21 protein-coding genes are annotated in these 21,882 nt (G+C 68.0%); 6 read left to right on the top strand and 15 right to left on the bottom strand.

Translation table 11 applies throughout. From position 1 onward, the window contains the following. The first annotated feature begins 4 nt into the window (after nt 1–4). Together FJX73_07185 and FJX73_07180 are read left to right on the top strand one after the other, a co-directional pair. A complete protein-coding gene (locus FJX73_07185) occupies nt 5–343 on the top strand; it encodes a type II toxin-antitoxin system Phd/YefM family antitoxin (GenBank protein MBM3470559.1) in 339 nt (112 codons plus the stop codon). A gap of 6 nt (nt 344–349) precedes the next feature. Next, nucleotides 350–775: a type II toxin-antitoxin system VapC family toxin gene (locus tag FJX73_07180; protein ID MBM3470558.1), complete on the top strand. Its 426-nt coding sequence runs from the start codon at nt 350–352 to the stop codon at nt 773–775. A gap of 105 nt (nt 776–880) precedes the next feature. Here the strand turns inward: FJX73_07180 and FJX73_07175 are convergent, their stop codons facing one another. The 5 genes from FJX73_07175 to FJX73_07155 all read right to left on the bottom strand — a co-directional run bounded on the left by FJX73_07175 (nt 881) and on the right by FJX73_07155 (nt 8,010). Continuing rightward, the gene (locus FJX73_07175) at nt 881–2,389 is read right to left on the bottom strand and encodes a TrpB-like pyridoxal phosphate-dependent enzyme (protein ID MBM3470557.1); all 1,509 of its coding nucleotides are present in this window, start codon (nt 2,387–2,389) and stop codon (nt 881–883) included. Nucleotides 2,390–2,606: 217 nt separating this feature from the next. Next, nucleotides 2,607–4,433 carry an ATPase gene (locus FJX73_07170; GenBank protein ID MBM3470556.1) on the bottom strand — a complete coding sequence of 609 codons (1,827 nt, stop codon included), beginning with the start codon at nt 4,431–4,433 and terminating at the stop codon, nt 2,607–2,609. Nucleotides 4,434–4,443: 10 nt separating this feature from the next. Next, nucleotides 4,444–5,991 (bottom strand): PDZ domain-containing protein, encoded by a 1,548-nt coding sequence (locus tag FJX73_07165; protein MBM3470555.1) that lies wholly within the window; start codon nt 5,989–5,991, stop codon nt 4,444–4,446. Further along, nucleotides 5,850–6,722 (bottom strand): cytochrome c biogenesis protein CcdA, encoded by an 873-nt coding sequence (locus FJX73_07160; protein ID MBM3470554.1) that lies wholly within the window; start codon nt 6,720–6,722, stop codon nt 5,850–5,852. The genes FJX73_07165 and FJX73_07160 overlap by 142 nt, the downstream gene beginning before the upstream one ends. Beyond that, nucleotides 6,652–8,010: an alanyl-tRNA editing protein gene (locus FJX73_07155; protein MBM3470553.1), complete on the bottom strand. Its 1,359-nt coding sequence runs from the start codon at nt 8,008–8,010 to the stop codon at nt 6,652–6,654. The genes FJX73_07160 and FJX73_07155 overlap by 71 nt, the downstream gene beginning before the upstream one ends. Between FJX73_07155 and FJX73_07150 the strand changes: the two genes are divergently transcribed. Both FJX73_07150 and FJX73_07145 read left to right on the top strand, forming a co-directional pair. Next, on the top strand, nt 7,882–8,370 hold the full coding sequence (locus FJX73_07150) for a YggT family protein (GenBank protein MBM3470552.1): 489 nt from the start codon (nt 7,882–7,884) through the stop codon (nt 8,368–8,370). The two genes, FJX73_07155 and FJX73_07150, sit on opposite strands and share 129 nt — an antisense overlap. 24 nt (nt 8,371–8,394) lie before the next feature. Further along, nucleotides 8,395–8,637: an Lrp/AsnC family transcriptional regulator gene (locus FJX73_07145; protein MBM3470551.1), complete on the top strand. Its 243-nt coding sequence runs from the start codon at nt 8,395–8,397 to the stop codon at nt 8,635–8,637. A 6-nt stretch (nt 8,638–8,643) separates the two neighbouring features. Here FJX73_07145 and FJX73_07140 read toward each other — a convergent pair whose 3' ends face one another. From FJX73_07140 to FJX73_07095, 10 genes are all read right to left on the bottom strand, one after another. After that, entirely contained in the window at nt 8,644–9,825 is a 1,182-nt protein-coding gene (locus FJX73_07140) for an MFS transporter (protein MBM3470550.1), read from the bottom strand. Further along, nucleotides 9,822–10,715, bottom strand: coding sequence for an AEC family transporter (locus FJX73_07135; protein ID MBM3470549.1), 894 nt, complete (start codon nt 10,713–10,715; stop codon nt 9,822–9,824). Before FJX73_07135 ends, FJX73_07140 begins: the two co-directional genes overlap by 4 nt. 39 nt (nt 10,716–10,754) lie before the next feature. Beyond that, entirely contained in the window at nt 10,755–11,231 is a 477-nt protein-coding gene (locus FJX73_07130) for an adenosylmethionine decarboxylase (GenBank protein MBM3470548.1), read from the bottom strand. A 29-nt stretch (nt 11,232–11,260) separates the two neighbouring features. Next, on the bottom strand, nt 11,261–12,145 hold the full coding sequence (locus tag FJX73_07125; protein ID MBM3470547.1) for an ABC transporter permease: 885 nt from the start codon (nt 12,143–12,145) through the stop codon (nt 11,261–11,263). After that, entirely contained in the window at nt 12,138–13,058 is a 921-nt protein-coding gene (locus FJX73_07120; GenBank protein ID MBM3470546.1) for an ABC transporter permease, read from the bottom strand. The genes FJX73_07125 and FJX73_07120 overlap by 8 nt, the downstream gene beginning before the upstream one ends. Nucleotides 13,059–13,134: 76 nt before the next feature. Then, nucleotides 13,135–14,685 (bottom strand): glutathione ABC transporter substrate-binding protein, encoded by a 1,551-nt coding sequence (locus FJX73_07115; GenBank protein ID MBM3470545.1) that lies wholly within the window; start codon nt 14,683–14,685, stop codon nt 13,135–13,137. A 119-nt stretch (nt 14,686–14,804) separates the two neighbouring features. Then, a complete protein-coding gene (locus tag FJX73_07110) occupies nt 14,805–15,242 on the bottom strand; it encodes a small multi-drug export protein (GenBank protein MBM3470544.1) in 438 nt (145 codons plus the stop codon). 71 nt (nt 15,243–15,313) lie between these two features. Continuing rightward, nucleotides 15,314–16,546, bottom strand: coding sequence for a GGDEF domain-containing protein (locus FJX73_07105; GenBank protein MBM3470543.1), 1,233 nt, complete (start codon nt 16,544–16,546; stop codon nt 15,314–15,316). A gap of 13 nt (nt 16,547–16,559) precedes the next feature. Continuing rightward, nucleotides 16,560–17,921 (bottom strand): dipeptidase, encoded by a 1,362-nt coding sequence (locus tag FJX73_07100; GenBank protein ID MBM3470542.1) that lies wholly within the window; start codon nt 17,919–17,921, stop codon nt 16,560–16,562. A gap of 96 nt (nt 17,922–18,017) precedes the next feature. Continuing rightward, on the bottom strand, nt 18,018–19,193 hold the full coding sequence (locus FJX73_07095) for an amidohydrolase (GenBank protein MBM3470541.1): 1,176 nt from the start codon (nt 19,191–19,193) through the stop codon (nt 18,018–18,020). Here FJX73_07095 and FJX73_07090 point away from each other — a divergent pair. Further along, nucleotides 19,116–20,342 carry an ornithine cyclodeaminase family protein gene (locus FJX73_07090; protein MBM3470540.1) on the top strand — a complete coding sequence of 409 codons (1,227 nt, stop codon included), beginning with the start codon at nt 19,116–19,118 and terminating at the stop codon, nt 20,340–20,342. The genes FJX73_07095 and FJX73_07090 overlap by 78 nt on opposite strands. A 44-nt stretch (nt 20,343–20,386) precedes the next feature. Beyond that, nucleotides 20,387–21,874, top strand: a complete 1,488-nt coding sequence (locus tag FJX73_07085) for a leucyl aminopeptidase (protein ID MBM3470539.1) — start codon at nt 20,387–20,389, stop codon at nt 21,872–21,874. Nucleotides 21,875–21,882: the final 8 nt, after the last annotated feature.

Genomic DNA, 21,882 nt, shown 5'->3' with positions numbered 1-21,882 from the left:
TGACATCGCCCAACTCCACGTGCACAATGTGGATGTAGTCACAGATGTGACCACTCGTGGGGAGTGCCAGGTGCCCGAGTCCGGCGTTCGCGAGCTGAAGATCCGCGCCTCGCAGATTCTCCGCGCGGTCCGGGAGCGGCGGGCCCGCTACGTCATCACTTATCGGGGAAAGGCGGTGGCCATCCTGGCGCCTTTGGATGCCATCCCGGCAGAAGGGCAGGCATCGTCTCTCGAAGATGGCGGAGCCGCGTGGGATGAGTTGGTGCGGCTCGGCGAACAGATCGCAAAGGGCTGGCGAACGCGCAAATCCAGCGCCGAACTCCTATCGAAGATGCGCAGGTGATGGGCGGTGGCAGGACCCTACACCGTTGATGCCAGCGTCTTCCTCAACGCCTTCAACCCCGGTGAGCCGGGCCACCTGGAAAGCCAGCGATTCCTGTCCCGGTTGCGCGATTCAGCATCCCCTATCATCGCCCCAACCCTGTTGCTCCCTGAGGTGGCCGGCGCGATCGGCCGAGGACGAATGGATGCCGACCTGGCGCGCCGTTTTGTCGCGGCCCTCCGCCGGCTTCCACACCTGCTCTTGATCACTCTCGACGCCAGGCTGGCCGAGCGGGCGGCCGATCTGGCTGCGCAGCACCGGCTGCGCGGCAGCGATGCGGTCTACGGCGCGGTCGCCCTGCAGTTTGGAAGCACGCTCGTCACGCTGGACCTGGAGCAGCGGCGCCGCCTCAGAGGCGTCGTTCCCACGCTGCGCCCGGGCGACGAGGCATAGCTTGCCTCTGTCCAGCCCGGCACCTGAGCCAATCTGATCGAAGCGAAAGGGCGGGAGGTTACTGAAGCCCTCGCCGCCCTTCGCACGATCACTCGCCCGTAGCCGCTAAGGCTGCAGCACCGCCAGCTCCCGCATCGCCGCCTTGATCGCCTCCTCTGGGTAGGCGAAGTCCTCGAGTCGACCTGCCAGGTGCGCCTCGTAGGCCGCCATGTCGAAGTGGCCGTGGCCGGAGAGCCCAAAGAGGATCACCCGCGGCCGGCCTTCCTCCTTCGCTTCCAGCGCCTCGTCAATCGCCTTGCGCACGGCGTGCGCCGCCTCGGGCGCCGGGATGATCCCCTCGGTGCGCGCGAACTGAAGCGCGGCGTCGAAGACCGTCCGCTGCTGGTAGGCCACGGCCTCGATGTACTTGTGGTGGTAGAGCAGGCAGAGCAGCGGGGAGTCGCCGTGGTACCGCAGCCCGCCCGCGTGAATGCCCGGGGGCACAAACGTGTGTCCCAGGGTGTACATCTTCACCAGCGGCGTGGTCGCCGCCGTGTCGCCGAAGTCGTAGAGGTAATCGCCACGGGTCAGCGTCGGGCACGCTTGGGGTTCGACCGCGACGAAACGACTACCGCCGCCCTTGAACTTCTCGGGCATGAACGGGAACGCCAGGCCGGAGAAGTTGCTGCCGCCGCCGACGCAGCCAATGACGACGTCGGGAGCGTCGCCTGCCATCTCCATCTGGCGGCGCGCTTCCAGCCCGATGACGGTCTGGTGCAGCATCACGTGGTTGAGCACGCTGCCCAGCGAGTACTTGGTGTCGTCGTGGGTCGCGGCGTCCTCCACCGCCTCGCTGATGGCAATGCCCAGACTGCCGGGTGAATCCGGCGTCTTCTCGAGGATCGCCCGCCCGGCGTGGGTGCGGTCGGTGGGGCTGGAGAGCACGTCCGCGCCCCAGGTCTGCATCATGAGTTTGCGGTAGGGCTTCTGGTCGTAGGAGACGCGCACCATGTACACGGTGCAGTCGAGACCGAACAGACGGCACGCCAGCGCCAGCGCGCTGCCCCACTGGCCGGCGCCGGTCTCGGTGGCCAGCCGCCGCACTCCCTCCTGCTTGTTGTAGAAGGCCTGCGCCACCGCGGTGTTGGGTTTGTGGCTACCGGCCGGGCTGGTGCCCTCGTACTTGTAGTAGATGCGGGCCGGGGTGTCGAGTGCCGCCTCCAGCCGCCGCGCCCGGTACAGTGGCGTTGGCCGCCACATGCGGTACACATCGCGCACCGGCTTGGGGATCTCGATCTCGCGCTCGGTGCTGACCTCCTGCATGATGAGCTCCATCGGGAACAACGGCGCAAGATCCGCCGGGCCGATGGGCTGCCTGGTCCCCGGGTGAAGCACCGCCGCCGGCGGCACCGGCAGGTCCGCGGCGATATTGTACCAGGCCCTTGGAACGTCGCGTTCGCCTAACACGATCTTGGTAGAGTCCACTTCCAGCACCTCCCCTGATCTGGGGGCATGCGCGCGGGTGGTGCGACCCGCGCTCCCCGGATATAAGACTACCGGCCTCCGAAATGGGACGGAGGCCGGTTCCGTGGTGCCACCCAGTTTCCGCAGGAGCAGGCTGTGCGCCGGCACCATGAGACGGCGCGGCCGGACCCTGCGGCGCTTGAGCCCGGTATCGGCGGGCGGCCGGTACGGCTAGTTGCTCGCCGGGCTAGCGACCTATCCGAGCCCGGCCCGCGTTCACCGCACCCCTCTCGGGTCCATTCCGCGCCGCGCGGCGGCTGCCTTCCACCTGAGCAGCTCTCTGCGCGCCCGCCTGGCGCGTACTCGTCCCGGTCATCGGGCGATTAAACTACTTGTTCGCCGGCGGTGACGGATCTCCTTCTGGCGGCTCGACCTGATCGGCCGCAGGATCTGGCGGGGGCGGAGCCGGTTCCGGAAGCGCCGCGGTCTCTTGTATCGCCCGTCGCGTCCGCACCTGCAGGGCGCGCATCCGGTTCAGCACGGCGGCCACCTCGTGCCGCCTGGGCAGCGCGTAGCCACCTGCATGACTCCCTTCGGTCGCCAGCACGCCAAACCCGTGCGCCTCGATGTCCGCGAAGACGCGGTCGAGGATCTCGGCCACAGAGACGTTTCCGTCAACGTAGCCCTTCGCAAGCGCGTAGAGGATCGCGTCGCCGGCCGCGCATGCCTGGCCCGCTCCCACGAGCTGCCCGAGCGCTGCTGTGTTGATCGTTTCACGCCCGATGCCGATCTCCGCGCGGCCGCGCGGCTCGGTCCGGTGGCCACGCCCCCGGAGCCCGCCAAACCCCCGAGGCAGCGGGCAGCGCGGCATCGGCATGCCAAACTCCCCGCGGGTGCGGGCGCGAAGCCCGGTGAATCCCGCGACGATGGTGCGCGCCCGGTCGATCGCAGCGTGGGGCTGGAACCCTTCCATGACGATTACCGTGTCCGCCACGTCGAGGTACTCCCCAAGACTCCCGGTGGCGACCACCGACGAGACGCCGTGCACTTCCCACAGCGCCCGGAGGCGGTCCACGAGCGGTATCGCGGCTTCGTGCCCAGCCGGAACCAGTTGCTGCATCGCCGCATCCCGCACCAGGAACGCAACCGTGCTGTCGTCCTCATCAAACAGCAGCAGGCGGGACCCGGTCTCTACGGCCTCCGCGACTCCCACGGCCATGGATACAGTACCTGTGACGTGCTCGGACGACAGCGTGGTCGCGTCCGGGCGATGCGGCAGTTCCCGGAGGAAAGCGCTGACGTCCACCCGCTCGACGCGCCGGCCGGGCTCGGAGATGATCCGCACCGCGTCCGGAAGCGTGGACACGAGTTCGCGGCCGTCCCCTGGGACGTGGGGATACACGCCGGCAGATAGCGCAGCCAGGAGCGTGGTCTTTCCGCTGAAGGCCCCTCCGGCTATCACGGTGACGCCGCGGCGAATGCCCAGCCCGCGCACCACGCCACGGTGGGGCAGGACAACCGTGGTGGCCAGTTCGTCCGGAGCATGCAGGGAGACGGCGCGACCGCCGCGCAGCGGCCGGTCACCCGAGCCATCATCCCTCGGCAGCACCGAGCCGTCGGCGACAAACGCGGCCAGCCCGAGCTCGTCCAGCGCCTCCCGCAGGGCCAGGTAATCCTCCAGCGTGTCGCGATGACGCAATCCGGCAGCCGCGTCGAGGTTCGCCCACACCAGACCGGCCTGAACCACCGCGGGCAGATCATCGAAGAGCAGCGTCCCTGCCGGCTTTGCCAGGACCTTGCGTCCCTCGGCAGGGAGCCCGATCGTCAGCCGGATCTCCACGAACTCGTCGCCGACCGTGCAGCACGATCGCCTCAGGATCTCCCCCCCGCCCGCATGTATGGCCACGGGCGCTGTCTTCCCCTGCCACCGGGTGCGGATGAGGCGTCCTATGGCCTCGTGCACGCCGCGCGACAGGAAGTCCTCCACCGCCAACCGGCCGGATGGGCTCTGCCACAGCGCCGGCGGGACCTGGGCCTCGGCCTGGTCCATGCGCACGCGGGCCCAGCAGTACGGGGAGGAGGGGTCGGGGTGTATCGCGTCCAGGTGGAGCTCGAACCGATCGAAACGGTAGGCGCCGGCCAGGTTCCGGTAGACCTGGGTGCCCTTGCCGTTCATCACTATCAGCTTGTCGCGCAGGCGCTCTGAAGGCAGCATCTCGAATCCCCTATCGGCCGGCGGCAGCCGGGGCCGCCTTGCGCGCCAGGCCCAGCCGCTGCCGGGCCGCCAGCACTCCGCGCTGGAGCTGGGTGTCGCGGCCCTGGTCCAGGTCGGCGACCGCGAGCGTCACCGCGACATCGGGAGAGACCCCGATCCCTTCCAGGCGCCTCCCCATCCCAGTGGAGAGCCGAAGCACGGTCACGCTGAGCGCCGAGCCGTCCGAGAGATCGTACAGCACGCCGGCCTCGACCGCGCCGCCGGTCTTCGCGCCCATCAGCATCGCGCGGCCGTGCTCCTGCAGCGCAGCGGCGAGCAGTTCGGCCGCCGACGCGCTTCCCTCGTCAATGAGGACGACCACGGGCACGTGCGAAGGCAGTATCGGAGCCGCCGTAGTCCGAACCATGCGCGTGCTACCCCCGCGCGAAGTCTCCTGGTAGATGGGCCTGCCCGGGAGCAGCAGGGCGTTCGCAACCGCGGTCAGCTCGTGCAGGTAGCCGCCGCTGTTGGAGCGGAGGTCGAGCACCAGCGCACGCATCCCGCCGGCGAGCATCCGGTCCAGCGCCTGGCGGAACTCCTGCCCAGTACGGGTAAAGAACTGGTAGAGCTGCAGGTAGCCGATCCCGCCATCGAGAACGCGGGCCTGGAAGATCGCGGGGATCTGGATCGGAGCCCGCATCACGGTCAGCGTGATCGCGCCCGCTCGACCGGGGCGGTCGAGCGTGAGCGTAACCGAGGTCCCTGCCGAACCACGAATCGTACCGGCCACCTGCTCCACCTGGAGCCCGGCGGTGGGGATTGCGTCAATTCTCAGTATGCGGTCCAGCGGCTGCACGCCGACGGCCTCTGCCGGGCCGCCGGGTATGACATCGCGCACGTAGAAGCGCCCCTCGCGCGGCATCAGCACCACACCGATGCCCGAGAACGCCGCCTGCTGGCGATGCTGCGCCTGCCGCTCGCGGTTCTGCTCTGGGGTGAGGAAGCCGGTGTGAGAGTCGCGCAGCACAGCGGTCATGGCCCGGATCGCGGCGTAGGCCAGCGAGGCGCCTGAGACCCGGCCGCCCGAGGCGGCGACCGCGGTGCCAAACCGCGCGCGGAACGCGGCATCGGCCTGCCCATTCGGGGTGCCTTGCGGGATGTCCGCGAAATCGGCCTGGATGCCCGCTGCTGAAAGCGCCGAGCGCAGCCCGCCGATCGCCCCGTTCAATAGAACTACGGAGTCCACGGGATCCACGTACCGCTCGCGGAGCAAGCCCAGCGCCTCCAGCGGGAGGCCTGCGTCGGCGGCCTGCACAGGAGGTGTCGCTGCCAGGGGCACGACGACCAGGGACAGCAGCAGGAGTGCTACGGGGAGGTGCAGTCGCGCCCCCCGGGTTGCGAATGGCCTCATAGCAAGTTCTCCTAGTTTGCTGGACCTCAGATGGCGGGCCGGAACGGCACCAGCCGAATGATCCAGGTGTTGAACGCGTACAACAGGTCGGTCACCATGGCGCCGCCCATCACGACGAGAAAGACCCCGCTGACGGTCGAAACCGAGCGGGCATGTCGGCGCAGCCATCCCACGGCATCGAACGCGGCGGTCATCAGCGCGGCCGCCACGAGAAACGGCAGGCCGAGCCCGAGCGAATACGCAAACAGCAGCAGCGCACCGCTTGACGCTGTCTGCGCGGTCGCCGCCATCGTCAGCACCGCGGTGAGCACAGGGCCCACGCACGGTGTCCACGCGAAGCCGAACGCCATACCGATGGGAAACGCGCCTATCATCCCAAAGGGACGGCGTCGCACCTGGAAACGGTGCTCACGCGAGAGCCCTGGCACCCGGACAACCCCCAGCACGCCCAGGCCCATGAAGATCACAAGCGTGCCTCCCAGGCGTGTCAGCAGCAGGCGGTTCTCTATCACCAGGGCGCCCAGGGCCGAGGCCGAGGCACCCATCGCGGTGAAGATGGTGGCGAAGCCCAGGACGAACAGGCCTGTGGCCGACAGCATCCGGCCCAGGTGTCGGCGCCTCTCCTCCACGCTCATCTCGGCCAGGGAGAGCCCGGAGACGAACGAAAGGTAGCCCGGGATCAACGGCACGATGCACGGACTCAGGAAACCCAGCACGCCGGCCGTGAAGGCCAGAATCAGGCCTACCTCGGTCATACGGGTATTATGCCACAGCACCACCTTCGTGTGGGGCCGCGGGCAGGCCTGGCGGCGCCGTGCCCCCCGCGACCTACCCTGGGGCTGCCCAGCGCAGCAGGGCCAGGCGCGCGGCGTCCACCAGGGCCGCGGTCGAGGGCGCATCGGGCGCCGCGCCCTCGGCTGCCTCGGGCTTGCCGCCGCCCCGGCCGCCAAACGCGGCAACGGTCTCGCGCAGCACCGCGGCCGCATCCACGGCCACGGCCGGGCTGCGCGCCACCAGCAAGCGGCGGCCCGGATCGGCGGCCAGGATCGCAACGCAGTCCGTCTGCGCCGTGAGCATGCGGGCCAGGGCGCGCAGGTTCTCGATGGCACGGCCATCATAGGCCGCGGCGACTACCGTGGGGCCTGCGGCGCTGGCCGCTGCGCCATGTGAGGCCGCTCGCGCCAGGAGATCCCTGGCCTCGTACCCCAGCAGTTCCATGCGCGCGGCCTCCAGAGTGCGCTCCATCTCCCTCGCACGGCTCGAGAGACGCCCGATCGCGCCGGCCAGGTCGGGCTCGCCCACCGTGAGCTCGGTGGCAATGGAGGTGATCAACCCCCGCGCCCACCGATAGTGGCGCAGCGCGCGCCCCCCGCACTGGAAGCCCACCCGCACGCCCCCCTTGTGCCGCTCGTGGCGCAGGAGCGCGATTGTCCCGACCTCGCCGGTAGCGCGAACATGTGTACCGCCGCAGGCCGAGCGGTCGAAACCCGCCACCTCCACCACCCGTATCCGCCCGGCCTGTTTGGGCGGGCGGCGCAATCCCACCGCGACCGCCTCTTGAATCCCGACCTCGCGCGCGGCCACCACCCGGTTCTCGGTGACGATCGTGTTGGCCAGATCCTCCACGCGCGCGACGGCTTCATCGTCAAGGCGGGAAAGATCCAGGTCCAGCGTGCAGGTGGCGCCTATGTGAACGGAGAGCGTCTCCGCGCCCAGCGCCTGCAGGAAAGCCTCTGAGAGGATGTGCTGACCGGTGTGCTGCTGCATGTGATCGAAGCGCCGCTCCCAGTCGAGGGATCCTGCGACAGATAGGCCTTCCCGCAGCGTGGCGAGGGATCCGGCGACCTGTCCCTGCCCAGACGGCCGAACGGCGTGCCAGATCTCGCCGTCCTCTTCCAGCGCATCCGTTACCTCCCAGGCGTCGAGGTGACCTTGATCCGCGGGCTGGCCGCCGGACGCCGGGTAGAACGCCGTCTCCGCCAGCGCGACCGCGGTGACCCTGCCTTCGATGTGGCGCACGCCCGTCACAACAGAGGTGAACTCGCGCACGTACGCGTCATGGTGGAAGAGCTTCACCGTCACGGTCCAAACCTCGCGGTCGAGGGATCTCGGGCTCTTCCGGCAGTCTTCGACGGTCGGCCGGACCCTCCCCCCGCGCCAGATCGCGCGGGATGCCGGGCTCCGCAACCTGCGGGCATCAGGGTTCGTTGCCTGCCCGGGACACGCTTGCTACAATCGAAACAGGACTCCGCGCTCCGCAGAGAACCGCAACGGGAGAAACGGATGCTGGAGCTGATCTACTTCCTCGACCTGGTGTACAAGATCATCACCACGCTCATCTTCGTGCGCGTGGTGCTCTCGTGGTTTCCGGCCCTCCGCCATCCCGCGGTCAAGGTGGTCCACGATCTCACTTCGCCCATCCTGGATCCGATACGGAGGGTAATACCGGCAGCCGGGGGCCTCGACCTGTCACCGATTGTCGCCATTCTGTTGCTCTATCTGGTGCGCAACCTGCTCGTGGATCTGCTGGTGACGCTGCGACCGTGAAATCGAACGGAGGAGGGAGAAGCGATGGTCCAGGCGTACGTGCTCATACGCATCCTGCCAGGCAAGCTTTCTGACGCGCTGGCGCACATTGTGCGGACGCCGGGGGTCAAGATGGCCCACGCCGTTACCGGGCCTACAGACATCATCGCGTTCGTGGAAACCGAGAGCATGGACACGCTGGGCAGGCTGATCGTCTCCCGGTTTCAGGAGACAACCGGCGTCACGCGGACGACAACCTGCGTGGTCACACCGGTCAGCGAGAGGTGAGCGGGATCAGTCCAGCGTAGTCCTTGCGCGCGGAGGCTGCGCCGGAAGCGCCCAGATTGCCACCAGCGCGATCAGGAAGAGGCCGACGCTTGCCGACAGGGTCTGGGCCAGCCCGATCTTGTCGGCAATCGCACCGATCAGCGTCATGGAAAGGCCTGCGGTTCCCCAAGCCATCCCGGTCACCATGCTGCTGGCCAGGCTTGCCCGTGAGGGGAACATCTCCTGAGCCATCACTATGCTGACCGGGGCCGCCAGGAAGAGCATGAAGCCACCCAGAGCCAGCGGCACCAAACCCCAGGCGCCCTCGATGCTGCCGAAGAGCACGAGCAGGGGCGCGGCTGCAATCAGCGAGATCGCCATCACGGCGCGCCGTCCGATCCGGTCGGAGAGCGCCCCGCCGACCAGGCCGCCGATTGAGCCGACCCCTCCAAAGAGAAAGACCGCGGTCCCTCCCATCATCAGCGTCTCTCCGCGACCGCGCAGCAGGAGCGGGATGAACAGGACGTGCCCGAGCGTGACCACGCTCCTTAGCACCACCACGAGCCAGATCAATACCAGGGCTCGCCCATGCCGCCGGACTTCGGAGCCCAGGCCCACCCGGGTGGGCGTCTCCAGATCAGACCACCAGGAGCCGGCGAGCCTCCAGAGCAGGAGGCAGGCCACCACGCCCGGAAGCGCGGCCACTGCGGTTCCGGCGAGCCCGATCGCACCCACGATCGCGGCCACGTAGACCGGGCCCAGCGAATATCCCAGCTCACCACCCGCGATGAACAGTGAGATCCCGGCTCCCCGGCTGTCCCCGCTCACGGCCCCGGCGGCCGAGAACGACTGGGGGTGAAACGCCGCGGTGCCCAGGCCTGCGATGAAGAGCACCGCGAGCATCGCGTGGTAGGAGGGCGCGAGCCCGAGCAGTCCCATCATGACCACCGTGACGAGCGCGCCCAGAACGGTGAACACAGGCCGCGGAACGCGGTCGGCCGCCATCCCGAAAAACGGCTGGGAGAACGCGGACGAGAGATTGTAAGCGCTGCCGAGAAGGCCGGCAAGCGCCAGCGAGATGCTGAACTTGGCGACCACCAGCGGCAGCAGGGGCGCCAGGAAGGCGGCATAGAGATCGTTGGTGAAGTGGGCGAAGGACAGGACGCCCAGGCGTGACCACGATGGCGCGCGCGGCCTACCCGGGTTCACGGAAGCAGCACCAGAACGATCGGGATCGAGACGAAACTGGCCACGGTGGTCAGGAAGACCGCGCTGGCCACGAAATCAGGAGCAGCGTCAAACTGCGCGGCGATCAGGAACGCGTTGATCGCGGTCGGCATCGCCGTGGACATCACCGCGACGTCGCGGGTCAGACCGGCGATGCCGAACCAGGGCGCCAGGGCGACCGTCAACAGCGGTGAGACGACGAGCCGCAGGACCGTGGAGACGCCAAGGGGCGCGCTCACGCCCGAGGGTCGTGCCTGCGAAAGCTGCACCCCAAGGGTGATCAGCAGCACGGGAATCGCGCCCTGGGCCATGAGCTCGATCGGGCGCCACAGTGCCACCGGCAACATCCACCCCTGGTACGCGAAGACCACGCCCGCGATCGCGGCGTAGATGAGTGGCAGGCGGAAGATATCGAGGACAGCATGGGCGGGCCTGTTCCTGCCAGCCGAGGCCAGGAACACCCCCACCGAGTGCATGAGGATCGCCGAAACCACGAAGATGAGCGTGGCCAGGCGAACTCCTTCCTCGCCGAAAGCGAACAGGGCGACCGGAATCCCGTAGTTGCCCGCGTTGTAGAGAACCGTTGACACGGCCAGCCCGCTGCGCTGGAGCGGTGCCAGCCGCATCAGCCGGCCTGCGAGCAGCGCGACGACGAGCAGCACTCCGAACTGCGCCACGATGAGCCCGATCAGCCTCGCGGCGGCTGCGGCCGACACGTCGGCGCGCACCAGCGCGGCGAACACGAGACTGGGCGTGAGCAGGTATATGGTCACGCGGGATAACGACTGGACTTCGATCGGAATCAAGCGGGCGAGCAGGTACCCGGCCGCTATGAGCAACACTATGGGCAGAACGACTGAAAGCAGTGCCACTGCAGTCCCCCATCGGAGCGCCGCCCCGGGCGCGTCTTGCTAGCGGGCTCGGAACGCCGGGCGCGACGGCCTCTTTGGGCGCTTCGCTGCCTTCGATCGTCTCTTGTCGTCCTTTGTGGGTAGCGTTTCCTCCCAGGTGACGATGCTGTGGAAGTACTGGCGGTCGCCCTCCTCCAGCCCCCGGGTTACCTCGGTGATGTGCATCGTCCGGGCCTTGAACTCCTTGAGCGCGTGCTCCACGGCCGCCTCGGGCTTCGCGTCGTTGCCGCAGGTGAAGATGTCAAGGGCAACATATCCGTACTCAGGCCATGTGTGGACGGAGAGGTGCGACTCGGAGATGACGACCACGCCGGAGACGCCGTTGGGGTTGAACCGGTGGAAGGAGATAGACCAGACGGTGACCTGGGCCACCTCGGCGGCACGCACCAGAATCTGTTCAACCGTCTCAACCTTACCGATGATCTCGGGATTGCATCCAGAAGCCTCAACGATGTAGTGGTGTCCGATCGGATCCATCTCCCACCTCCTCCCCCTCAGGCATTGGGCTATATCCGCATCCGCGGGTCCAGCGCGTCCCGGATTGCATCGCCGAGCAGGTTGAACCCCAGTACGGTCATCATGATGGCCAACCCCGGGAACATCACGCTGTGCGGCGCCAGGCGTATGTACTGCCGGGCGTTGCTCAGCATCGAGCCCCACTCCGCGGCAGGCGGCTGGGCTCCAAGTCCCAGGAAGCCCAGGGCCGCCGCCGCGAGAATCGCCGAGGCGATCTGCAGGGTGGATTGAACGATGACCACGGCCAGCGTGTTGGGCAGTACGTGACGCCAGATTACCCTCCCGCTGGTAGCCCCCACGGCCCGCGCCGCGTCCACGAACTCCTGCGACCGCAATGAGAGGACCTGTCCGCGCACCAATCGCGCATAGACCGGGATTGACACGATCCCCACCGCCACCATGACCTGAACGAGTCCCACCCCCAGGACCGCAACGAGCACGATCGCCAGCAGGATGCCCGGAAACGCCAGCATGATGTCAATCACGCGCTGCACCAAGAGATCCGGCAACCCTCCGAAGTAGCCGGAGATGGCGCCGACCGGAACACCGATCCCCACCCCGATTGTAACGGCTATGACGCCGATCACCAGCGAGAGGCGGGCGCCGTAGATGATGCGGCTGAGCATGTCGCGCCCCAGTTCGTCCTGCCCCAGCAAGTGCCCGGGTCCCGGCCTCTTCAGGCCGGATTCGAGCTCGATCTCGTAGGGGTCGTACGGCGCCAGCACCGGCGCAAAGAGACCCGCGCTCAGGAACACGGACAGGAGCACCAGACCCACGAGCCCGGCCCGGTTGCGACGGAACTGCGTCCACACCATCCGGGCGCGCGAGCGCGTTGGCCGCAGGGCGATCCTGGAGGGCTGAGTCATATCAGTCATAGTGGATCCGCGGGTCCACGACCGCGTAGAGCACATCAACTGTGAGATTCACCATCACGAACGCCATCGCGACCACCAGCACCGAGGCCTGTACGATGGGATAGTCGCGGGACAGGATGCCTTCAACCAGCAGCCGGCCGATACCCGGCCACGCGAACACCGTCTCCGTCAGGACTGCCCCGGAGAGCAGCGTACCCATCTGCAGACCCACAACGGTGATGACCGGGATCAAGGCGTTGCGGAACGCGTGGCGGTTGACGACGGCGGCCTCGGCCAGACCTTTGGCGCGCGCCGTGCGGATGTAGTCACTCCGCAGCACCTCCAGCATGCTGGAGCGAGACATGCGGGCGATGATGGCCGCGGTCGACATGCCCAGAGTGACCGCGGGCAGCACGAGGTGCGCCATGCCACCGGTCCCCACGGCGGGTAGCCATCCAAGCCAGACCGCGAAGATCAGGATCAGCATCAGGCCGGACCAGAACACCGGCATCGAGAGCCCGGCCAGCGCCACGAGCATGACCACCGTGTCCATCCAAGAGTAGGGACGAATGGCCGAGATGATGCCCGCTGAGACCCCGACGACGACAGCGACGCAGAGACCAGCCGTTGCCAGCCTGATGGTGTTCGGCAGACGCGCGGCGACCTCGCCGGCCACCGGCGCTTTGGACCGCACCGAACGCCCGAAGTCGCCGCGCAGCACGTTCCCCACAAACGTGGCAAACTGCTTCAGCAGCGGCTGGTCCAGGCCCATGTCCTTGCGGATCCCCTCGACGATCTCCTGCGTCGCCGCCTCCCCGGCGATGATCCGAGCGGGATCCCCGGGAACAATCCGCACCATTGCGAACACCATGAACGCCACGCCGAAGATGACAGGAATGGAAAGCAGGAGTCGTTTGACGATGTACGCCCACATGTTCAGTAGCCGTGAGAAGGGGAGGGCACAAACCCCCTCCCCCCTCGTCCTTCCAGCCTAGTCGTTTCGGATCTCTCTAGCGTCGTATCCAGGCCTTGAACAACTCTACGCGCTCCGCGGGATGGACGACCACCCCCTGAGCGGTGTGCCTGATGCCGGTCACCTGCGACTCGCTGTGCAGGAACAGCCAGGGCGCGTCGTCCATGATGACCTTCATCGCATCGGCGTAGATCTTGTTGCGCTCCGCCTGATCCATTGTAGACCGGCCACGATCGAGCAGCGCGTCAACGCGCTCGTTCTTGTAGAAGCTCCGGTTGGAGCCCGCCGGCACCCACTGCGACGAGTGGAACAGGGCATAGAGGCCGTAGTCGGCGTCGCCGGTCACGGTACCCCACCCGAGCATGTACATCTGGACGTCGTTCTCCGGTTGCGGCCGGTTGGTTAGGGCAAGGTAGGCCCCCCATTCCATCGTCCTCAGTTCGAGTTCGATGCCCGCGCGGCGCACGAGTCCCTGGATGCTTGCGGCGATCTCGGCGTCGCGTATGTATCGCCCGGACGGATGGTGGAACACGGCGCGCAATGGGCGGGCCCTGGTGTAGCCCGCCTCACGCAGCAGCGCCTCGGCTCGCTCCAGGTCCCATTCGTAGGTCATGATCTTGGAGTAACCCTCAATAGCCGGGACAATCGGCGCATCGGAGACGCGGGCTGTTCCATACAGTGCACCGTTCACGATCGCCCGCTTGTTCACCGCGTGGTTCAGCGCCCGGCGCAGGCGTCCATCGTTGAACGGCGGCCGCGTCACGTTGAAACCCACGTAGATCGTGCGCAGGCTATCGTCCACCGAGACCGTGAAGTCCCGGGCGCCCTTCAACCGCTCAATCTCGCGCGGAGGGACGCGCACGGCCACGTGAATCGAGCCCGCTTCCAGGGCCGCCACGCGCGCACCGTCATCCGGGATCACGCGGAACTGCACCTCGTCCAGGAATGCCTTCTCCCCCCAGTAGTCGTCGTTGCGGGTCATCACCACCCGATCGCCGCGCACCCATTCCTTAAACTTGAAGGCGCCGGTTCCCACGGGCTGCCGGGCATAGTCCACGCCCAGCCGCCGGACGGCGGTCGGGCTCTGCATGCCCATGGAGCTGTGGGTAAGGTGCGCCAGCAGCGGCGCGAACGTGGTATTGGTGACCAGGCGGATCGTCGAGGAGTCAACTACCGTGACGCTCGTCACGCACGTCGCGGGTCCGCAGAGCAGAAATCGGAACGCCGCGCGGGTGGCCGGGTCGAGCATGCGATCAAGGTTGAACTTGGCCGCCTCGGCGTCAAACGGAGTCCCGTCGTGGAACCGGACGCCGGTGCGCAGCCGGACCGTCCATGTCCGGCCGTCCGGGGACACGGTGTGCCCAAGAGCCAGCATCGGCACGATCCTGCCCTCGGGGGTCAACCTATAGAGGGACTCGACCATGTGCTCTGCCACGGTCGCGCTCGGGGAATCGGTAATCATGGGCGCGTCGAGTGTCACCGCGTCCACCCCAGATCCAACGATGAGCGTTCCACCGCGCGTAGGCGTCACCGCCGGCGCCGCGGCCGCGGAAATGACAAGCGCGCCGGTCAGGGCAATGGCAGCCATCAGGGCCAGGACTCTTCGCACGCGATCTGATCCCTCCTTTGGAATTCGGGAGTGTCCTATCTCTTCAGTGTGGAGCGGGTGCTTCCTGCGTCTGCTCGTCGGCACCTTGAATTCTTATTCTAGATGAACCGCCGGACCGCGGCAAGTACTCCGGATGCCGCCAGCGTAACAACCACGCCGGCCAGCGTCACGCCCACCGCGATCGCAACCCATGCGCGCGGCCGGTTCATGCCCAGCAGCCACGCCAGCAGAGTCCCCGAGTAGGCGCCGGTGCCCGGGAGCGGCACCGCGACGAACAGCGCCAGGCCCAGGAGTTCGTATCGCTCGACGAGCCCGGCCCCCTTTGCCCTCACGCGTTCCACCGCCCGGCGGAAAGGAGCAAAGCGCGAGAACAGCCGGTCGTAGAACAACTCGAGCGCGAAGTACCCGGGGACGATGATGGCGCAGTTGGCCGCCACCGCGATCGCCATGGCCACCAGGGGATGCAGCCCCAGCGCGATCCCAAGCGGGATCGAGCCGCGCAACTCAATCCACGGAACGAGCGTGAGGGCCACCACCCCGAGCGCCTGCTCGAAAGCGCTCAGGCCTTCCAGCCAGTGCCTCACCTGAATGATGACGCCAGCGTGATTCACCCGCGGCGGCGCCCGCGGGCGCTGTACATGGCGGTATCCGCGCAGTGGACAAGCGCATCCGCGTCTGTACCGTCCTCTGGGGCCACGGCGATGCCCACGTCCAGCTCTATGTACAGCCGCTTGGTACCAACCAGGAAGGGGGTCTGGGACACGAGCGCCTCTAGACGCGCCACGGCGGCTTCGGCATTCCGGCGCGCGGTCCGGGGCATGACTATGGCGAACTCGTCTCCACCGTACCGGAAGACCAGGTCACCGGGGCGCACCGCGCCGTCCAGTAGCCGGGCGAACTGCTGGAGGACGATGTCGCCGGCCAGGTGGCCGTGGGCGTCGTTGATCGCCTTGAACCCGCCCAGGTCGAGCAGCAGCAGGCTGAACGGCGAGGCATCGCGGGCTTCACGCCTGAACTCCTCCTCCAGGCGGATCCGGAAGTGCCGCCGGTTGTACAGCCCGGTGAGCGGATCGGTGATGGACAGGCGCTCGACCGCAACAAGCGCCTCCTCGAGGCGGCGGTTCGTGTCCGCGTGGCGCTCGCTGGCCGCATGGGCCTCGTAGTTGCCCTTGAGCGCCACGCTCGCCAGCAGCCACGACGCGAACCCCAACAGCGCGCCTGCCTCACCGAACGAATCGAACAGGAGCACGATGACAATGGCTGCCAGTGCCATGCTTCCCGACAGCGCCGTGATGCGAAGGACGGATCTTGGGGTCATCGGCCACGCGCCACCCTGCTGCACCATCCGGCCGGAGACGGTGAACGCCGTGTTGGCCAGGGCGTGAATCCCGCCACCGAGAATGAACCAGGCCAGCATTCCCGTGGTCAAGCCCGCGGCTCCCAGCGGGGCGACCGAGGCCGCCAGCAGCAGGCTGCAGCCGACGTTTCCGAGGTCATACGCGGCACGCCAGACCGGCCGCCTCGAGTGAGTCCAGAAGACCGTCATCCCCAGCAGGTTCACTATCACGGCTGCCTCCCAGCCAAACAGGAACAGCACGGCAAGCGAGATGCCGCCCTGCGGATGGTACGTGACGCCCATGGGCAGTGGGAAGACGATTACCCCGGAGAGCAGGGACACGGTGCCGAAGAGCAGCCACACATCCCACGGAACATTGGGTAGGCGCAGCAGCGCTGCCGCCACCAGCGCCAGGCCGACTGTGCCGACCACGCCGGACAACCAGCGGAATCGCAGGGGGAAGTCCTGTGTGCTTGTGCTGTTCGCGGTCATGGGTCGCTCCATGGATGCTCCTCCACTACCCTCCGAACTCGTGGAAGAAGCGAATAGTCGCTTCAATCCCCTGCCTGAAGTTCACCAGGGCAAACTTCTCGTTAGGCGCGTGCAGGTTGTCGTCGGGCAGCCCGAACCCCATTAGGACCGCGGGGGCTTTCAAGGTCCTGTCGAAGGCGGAAACCGCCGGAATGCTGCCCCCGCTCCGCACATAGACCGGGGGCACGCCAAAGACCGCCTCCAGTGAGCGTGCCGCCGCGCGCACCGGCGGCGCGTCGGAAGACACCAGGACAGGCGGCGATGACGCGAGATGACGCACGTCCACGCGCACCCCGGGCGGCGCGTGACGGCGCACGAACCTCTCCAGCTGCTTGAAGACTCGCTCCGGGTTCTGGTCCGGAACCAAACGCATGCTCACCTTGGCCGTTGCGCAGGACGGGATCACCGTCTTCATGCCGGTTCCGGTGAACCCGCCGGCGATGCCGTGCACGTCAAGCGTCGGGCGGGCCCACAGACGCTCCAGAATGGGGTAGCCCTCCTCGCCCGGGGCCACGGCCGTTCCGATCTCGTTGCAGAACGCGGCCTCGTCGAATGGAAGCCGCGCCCAGGCAGACCGCTCGGCTTCTTCCGGCGGCCGGACCCTGCCATAGTATCCGGAAATCCGGATGCGACCCCGCCGGTCCTTCAGCGTGGCCAGGATCTGCACTAGCGCTCCGACGGCGTTGGGCGCCGCGCCTCCGTACTGGCCTGAGTGGAGGTCGGCGCCGGCCCCTTTGACCTCGATCTCGGTGTAGAGCATTCCGCGCAGCCCGGTGGTAAGCGTGGGCAACCCCGGCGCGAACAGCGCGCCGTCGCTGACCAGGGCGGCGTCGGCGGTCAGGGATCTACGGTGACGCGGAACATAGGCCGCAAGGGACGGGCTGCCGATCTCCTCCTCGCCCTCCAGCAAGAACTTCACGTTGACCGGGAGCGAGCCCACGGTGCGCAGGATCGCCTCCACGGCCTTGACGTGCGTGAACAACTGCCCCTTGTCGTCGGACGCGCCGCGCGCGTAGAGCGACCCCTGCTCGACCGTGGGCTCAAACGGCGGGGAGTTCCAGAGGCCCAACGGATCAGGCGGCTGCACGTCGAAGTGGCCGTAGCACAGAACCGTAGGCCGGCCGGGTGCGCCCAGCCAGTCGGCCCGCACGATGGGGTGTAGATCGGTGGGCTCGACGCGGCTGCGAAGTCCGATCCGCTCCAGGTGCCCGGCGATCCACGCCGCGGCTCGTGCGACGTCCGTGGCCCTCTCGGGCGCGGTGCTTACGCTGGGAATCCGAAGGAACTCGATCAGCTCGGAAAGAAAGCGGCCGTCTTGCTCGCGGGCATAGGCGACTGCCTGATCCATGGGCCAAATCATTCGACGGAGCCCGGTCCGGTCCTCCGGGCGGAGGGGCCCAGCCCGGCCTGCCCGCAGCCGCTGGGCAGTGCGGCCCAGCCCGGCCTACTCGAGCAGCCTCAATGCCGCTCCACCCAGGACCTTCGCGCCGATGACCAGCGCCTCCTCGTCGAAGTCGAACCGGGGATTATGGTGCGCGGCATCCAGGCCGCGATCGCGGTTGTGGGACCCGACCGCGAAGTAGCATCCAGGGGCGCGCTGGAGGAAGTAGGCGACGTCGTCGCTGCCGGTCGTTGGTCTCAGGTCCACGACGTGCTCGCCGGCGACGACCGTTGCGGCCACCTCCCGTACGATGGCGGTGACCGCCGGGTCGTTGACCGCCGGCGGGCACCCAAACCGGCTGGTCACCGTGGCCTCGCAGCGAACCGCCCTGGCCACCGCAGCCACCATCTCCTCGACGCGACGCAGAGTGCGCTCGCGGATCTCCCCGGTGAACGCCCTGACCGTCCCGCGCATCTCCACGCGATCGGGAATGATGTTGAACGCCGTGCCGGCGTGGATCGTGCCGACGGTCACCACGACCGCGTCGAGTGGGGCCGTCTCGCGGCTGACTATGGTCTGGAGGGCGGTGACCGCGTGGGCGGCGGCCACAATCGGATCAACCGCCTGGTGGGGAATGGCGCCGTGCCCGCCCCGACCCTCGACGGAGATCATGATCTCGTCCACCGAACCGAAGACCGGGCCTGGACTCAATGCCACGGTCCCGACCGGGAGGTCGTTCCATAGGTGGAGCCCCACGACTGCGTCCACTGGCGGGGCGTCCATCACACCCGCCTCGATCATCGGCAACGCGCCCGAGGTGATCTCCTCTGCGGGCTGGAAGGCGAAGACCAGCGTGCCTGCCATCTCAGCCCGGCGCCCGGACAGGATCTCAGCCAGGATCACCGCGATCGCGGTATGGCCGTCGTGCCCGCAGGCGTGCATGCAGCCCGGGATCCGGCTCCGGTACGGCACCTCGCTCGCCTCCTGAATGGGCAGGCCGTCCATGTCCGCGCGGACGAGAACGGTGCGCCCGGGCATGCCCCCACGCAGGATTCCGACTACGCCGGTTTGGGCCAGCCCGGTTCGGACCTCCAGTCCGGCGGCCCGCAGCCGGGCTTCCACGATCCCTGCGGTTCTTTCCTCCTGGAAGGCCAGCTCAGGATGGGCGTGCAGGTCGCGCCGCAGCGTTACCAGCCCCTCGCGGTGGGCTTCAATGTTATCGAACAAATGTTCGGTCATCGCATACCTCCCACACCCATGGTTCGCCCAGACCGCGGGAAGCCCTTCGCCACCACCGACGGCCGCACCCGCGGATTGTTCCCGCCTCTGGAGGAAGGCCTGCCTGGGCTGGGGAACCTCACAGGAACGACGGTGCTTTCCGGCCTCACCAGGCCGCCGGGAGATGAGATGGCGCTGCTGCTCCGCGAAAGTGATGTGGGCCTGCTTCTCACCATGGACGATGTGATCGCCGCCGTCGAGGCCGGGTTTCGCTTCCTGGGAGATGGCACGGGCTCCAACCGCCCCCGCAGCAGGTCGGTGACGCCTTCGGGCACGCTGCACGTGATGCACGCGTCCGCGCCCGCCCTTGGCGTCACGGGCGTCAAGTCCTACGCCTCCACTCCGGCCGGATCGCGGTTCATCGCGGTGCTCTACAGGTTCGAGGACGGCGAGCCCGTGCTGATCGCTGAGGCCGACCGCCTGGGACAGATGCGGACCGGCGCGGCGAGCGGGGTAGCGACCAGGTACCTGGCCCGCGCCGGCGGTGGCACGCTCGGTATCATCGGAAGCGGGTGGCAGGCCCGCAGTCAGGTAGCGGCCGTGTCGCGTGTCCGGCCGGTGGCGCTGGTGAAAGTGTACAGCCGGTCGGAGGGGCGGCGGGAGGCGTTTGCGGCTGAAGTGACGGCGGAGCTGGGAGTCGAGGTAGTGGCCGTCGCGAGCGCGCAGGAAGCGGCGGAGGGCTCGGAGATAGTCGTTACAGCCACGTCCGCGAAGGAGCCGGTGCTCATGGGGGCCTGGCTGCGGCCCGGCGTTCACGTCAACGCCATCGGCTCCAACGCGGCGGCGCGACAGGAACTGGACGCGGAGGCCGTCCGCCGCAGCGATCTGATAGCCGTGGACTCCCTGGAGCAGGCGCGCATCGAGTGCGGCGATCTCATCACCCCTGCCGCGGCCGGGGAGGTGGTCTGGGAAAGGGTGACCGAGCTGGGAAGCATAGTGACCGGGGCCAGCCCCGGGAGGAGCCGGCAGGAACAGATTACGCTCTTCGAGTCCCAGGGCATTGCCATGGAAGACGTTGTGACGCTTGAGCTGCTGTACCGCCGGGCCGTCGAGGCCGGGGTGGGTGAGGAGATACCCCTCTCGACCATTCGGTCCAGGCCAGACCGCTAGGGTGACAGTTGAAATGGAGTTACAGTTGACAAAGGAGGAGAGCCGTGACCGTCCGCGTGACCGTTGCCGATCCTACAGCGCACCGCTGTGATGTGCTGGCCCTGGGGGTGTTTGGCGGGCCTGCGCGGCTCGAGGGCATCGCCGCAAAGGTGGACCACGCGCTCGGCGGCCTGCTGGCCCGCGTGCTCCACGAAGAGCAGTTCACCGCAGAGGCCGGCAAGGTGGTGTTCGTCCACACACACGGCCGTCTTCCGGCCGGACGCCTGGCAGTGGTGGGGCTGGGCGATCGTGACGCCTTCACGGTGGACCGGCTGCGGCTGGCCGCCGCGTCGGTGGCCCGGGCCACTTCCGGGCGCCGCCTGACGCGCCTGGCCTTTCCGCCCTTCCAGCACCGGAACTGGGAGCCGACCGCGGTCGCGGCTGCGCGGACCGAGGGCGCGCTGCTGGGAACCTACGCGTTCTCCAAGTACCGCAAGGAGAAGGGCCACACCGTCCACCTGGAGTTGCTGGCCGCCAACCGCGCAGAGGCCGCCGCGGTGGAAGCCGGGCGCCGGCGGGGACAGGTGGTGGCCGACGCGGTCAACTTCGCCCGCGACCTGGTCAACGAGCCCGCCAACATCCTCACCCCGGACGCGCTTGCAGCGCAGGCCCGCCGCGCCGCGAGGGGCACGAAGCTCAAGGTCCAGGTGTGGGGACCTTCGGATCTCAAGAAGCGGGGGATGGAGATGATAATGGCGGTGGGCGGGGCCAGCGCGCACACGCCTCGCTTGATCCTGCTGGAGTATGCCCCGACTAGGCCCAAGCGCACGGTGGCGCTGGCCGGCAAGGGCGTGACGTTTGACTCCGGCGGCCTCGATCTCAAGCCCGCCGAGAGCATGGCCACCATGAAGGGCGACATGGCCGGCGCCGCGGCCGTGCTCGCGGTCATGCGCGCCCTGCCCTTGCTCGCGCCGCAGGTGCGCGTAACCGCCGCGATCGCGGCCGTCGAGAACGCCGTCGGCAGCCGGGCGATTCGGCCGGGTGACGTCTTCCGAGGGCTCAACGGCACGACCGTCGAGATTACAAACACCGACGCCGAGGGCCGGCTGATCCTGGCCGACGCCGTGGCGCACCTGGCCGCGGGCGAACCGAGCGAGATCGTTGACCTGGCTACCCTCACCGGCGCGGCCAGCATTGCCCTGGGCCCGTACGCCGCTGCCCTGATGGGGACAGACCAGGCACTGATGGACCGCCTGATGGCGGCGGCCAGCAGGGCAGGAGAGCGGCTGGTCCAGCTGCCGCTCTACGAGGAGTATCGCCAGGCCATGCGCAGCGACGTGGCGGACATCAAGAACTCCGGCACCCGTCCGGGGGGCGCGCAGAAGGGCGCCATCTTCATCCGGGAGTTTGCAGGTCGCATACCCTGGGCCCACTTGGACATCGCGCCCGTGGCATACCTGGACAAGGAAGAGGGCACGACCGCCACCCAGCCCAAGGGTGCCTCGGGATACGGCGTCCGGACGCTGTTGGAGTATCTAACCGCGCGGGAATAGTACTATCG

It is taken from the genome of Armatimonadota bacterium (assembly GCA_016869025.1).
Taxonomy (GTDB): Bacteria; Sysuimicrobiota; Sysuimicrobiia; order Sysuimicrobiales; family Humicultoraceae; genus VGFA01.
Note: the sequence above shows the minus strand (reverse complement) of the source record. Positions and strands in the feature narration are given on the sequence as shown.

Excerpts from the sequence above, each read along its gene's own strand:
- FJX73_07170 (MBM3470556.1), bottom strand. The coding sequence starts at position 4,433 with ATGCTGCCTTCAGAGCGCCTGCGCGACAAGCTGATAGTGATGAACGGC.
- FJX73_07175 (MBM3470557.1), bottom strand. The coding sequence starts at position 2,389 with ATGGTGCCGGCGCACAGCCTGCTCCTGCGGAAACTGGGTGGCACCACG.
- FJX73_07095 (MBM3470541.1), bottom strand. The coding sequence starts at position 19,193 with ATGACCGAACATTTGTTCGATAACATTGAAGCCCACCGCGAGGGGCTG.
- FJX73_07100 (MBM3470542.1), bottom strand. The coding sequence starts at position 17,921 with ATGGATCAGGCAGTCGCCTATGCCCGCGAGCAAGACGGCCGCTTTCTT.
- FJX73_07165 (MBM3470555.1), bottom strand. The coding sequence starts at position 5,991 with ATGGCTGCGCCGACATGCCCGCTCGGTTTCGACCGTCAGCGGGGTCTT.
- FJX73_07160 (MBM3470554.1), bottom strand. The coding sequence starts at position 6,722 with ATGCGCCCTCGACCGCGGCCCTGGTGGACGCCGCGCGCCTGGCCCTGC.
- FJX73_07120 (MBM3470546.1), bottom strand. The coding sequence starts at position 13,058 with ATGTGGGCGTACATCGTCAAACGACTCCTGCTTTCCATTCCTGTCATC.
- FJX73_07150 (MBM3470552.1), top strand. The coding sequence starts at position 7,882 with ATGGTGGAAGAGCTTCACCGTCACGGTCCAAACCTCGCGGTCGAGGGA.
- FJX73_07130 (MBM3470548.1), bottom strand. The coding sequence starts at position 11,231 with ATGGATCCGATCGGACACCACTACATCGTTGAGGCTTCTGGATGCAAT.
- FJX73_07145 (MBM3470551.1), top strand. The coding sequence starts at position 8,395 with ATGGTCCAGGCGTACGTGCTCATACGCATCCTGCCAGGCAAGCTTTCT.
- FJX73_07115 (MBM3470545.1), bottom strand. The coding sequence starts at position 14,685 with ATGGCTGCCATTGCCCTGACCGGCGCGCTTGTCATTTCCGCGGCCGCG.
- FJX73_07125 (MBM3470547.1), bottom strand. The coding sequence starts at position 12,145 with ATGACTGATATGACTCAGCCCTCCAGGATCGCCCTGCGGCCAACGCGC.
- FJX73_07105 (MBM3470543.1), bottom strand. The coding sequence starts at position 16,546 with ATGGAGCGACCCATGACCGCGAACAGCACAAGCACACAGGACTTCCCC.
- FJX73_07090 (MBM3470540.1), top strand. The coding sequence starts at position 19,116 with ATGGGCGTGCAGGTCGCGCCGCAGCGTTACCAGCCCCTCGCGGTGGGC.